The 1,479-nt window shown below is 65.9% G+C and carries 1 protein-coding gene; it reads right to left on the bottom strand.

Features of this window, described 5'->3' with window-relative positions; translation table 11 throughout:
• Positions 1–84 precede the first annotated feature (84 nt).
• Complete coding sequence (locus tag ACIBEA_RS44565; RefSeq protein ID WP_399270301.1) at positions 85–1,344, bottom strand: IS256 family transposase; 1,260 nt, start codon at positions 1,342–1,344, stop codon at positions 85–87.
• Positions 1,345–1,479 lie beyond the last annotated feature (135 nt).

Below are 1,479 nucleotides of genomic sequence, written 5' to 3'. Positions count from 1 at the left end.
GAGGATGTCAACTGAGTTGTGTGTGATCGGTTTTGTGCTCCATCGGTTCTGGTTCCTGCCGTGGTTACTGTCTGTTGATGCTGGTCAGAGGGGGAGGCGGTCGCCGAACCGGATCTTGAACTGGTTCATCGCACGGGTCCAGCCGAGGGTCCCGGTGCCGCGGATACGGCCGGCGGGGACACGGCCGTCGCCGTCGATGTGGCGGCCTTCGACGTTGCGGATACCGAGGTAGAGCATCTTGAGCGCCGCGTCGTCGGACGGGAAATGCCCGGAGGTCTTGACGAGTTTGCGCAGATTGCGGTTCATCGACTCGATCGCGTTTGTCGTGTAGATGACGCGGCGGATGTCCTGGTCGAAGCCGAGGAACGGGATGAACTGCGCCCAGGCGTTCTCGAACACGCTGATCGTGCCGGGATACTGGCGGCCCCAGTCCTCGCGGACTTGCTCGAGCGCCTCCAGCGCGGCGGTCTCGTCGACGGCCGTGTAGACGGGCTTCAGTGCGGCGGCGACCTTCTTGCGGTCGGTGGAGTTCACGTATTTCAGCGCCGACCTGATCAAGTGAACGACGCAGGTCTGCGTGATCGCCTGGGGCCAGACGGCCTCGATCGCCTCGGGCAGGCCCTTCAAGCCGTCGCAGCACACGATGAGCGCGTCCGTGAGGCCGCGGTGCTTGAGCTGGGTCAGGACGTGGAGCCAGAACTTGGCCCCCTCGTTGTCCTGGAGCCAGACGCCCAGGACGTTCTTGACGCCGTCCACGTCGACGCCGATGACCAGGTGGGCGGCCTTGTTAACGACGTGTCCGTTGTCACGGACCTTGATCCGGATCGCGTCGATATACAAGATCGGGTAGCACTCGTCCAGGGGACGGTGCTGCCAGGCCTGCACCTCGTCGGCGATCACGTCGGTCACCTTCGAGACCAGCGCCGGGGAGACCTCGGCCCCGTAGACCTCGGCGAGGTGGGCGGTGATGTCGCGGGTGGTCATGCCGCGGGCGTACAGCGACAGGATCATCTCATCGACCTGTCCCAGCCGGCGGGTGCCCTTGGGCACGATCCGCGGCTCGTACTCGCCCCTGCGGTCGCGGGGCACGTCGATGGCGACCGGCCCGGCCGTGGTCGTCACCGTCTTCGGATACGAGCCGTTACGGTTGTTCCCGCTGCCCCGCCCGGCCGGATCCCCCGCCTCGTAGCCCAGATGATCACTCATCTCGGCCTGCAGGGCCCGCTCGATGACCCGCTTCATCATCTGCTGCAGCAGCCCGTCCCGGCCATCCAGAGGGACCCCGGAGTCCTTCGCGTCCGCGATCAGCGCGTCGATCGCCTCGGGTGACAGCGCCCGCGCCACCCGCTGTGCCGCCTCGCTGCGGCCCGTCTCAGTGTCCTGCCTCGATATCACTGTGCGTCACTTTCCGATCAGGGCAGGAACCGGAACAACCAGGAGCAATCATCCCCCACTCACACACTCAGGTGTACACCCTCG

Origin of the sequence: Streptomyces sp. NPDC051555 (assembly GCF_044454405.1) — a bacterium.
GTDB lineage: Bacteria > Actinomycetota > Actinomycetes > Streptomycetales > Streptomycetaceae > Streptomyces.
The sequence above is the reverse complement of the archived record's forward strand: the minus strand, read 5'-3'. Positions and strand labels throughout refer to the sequence as shown.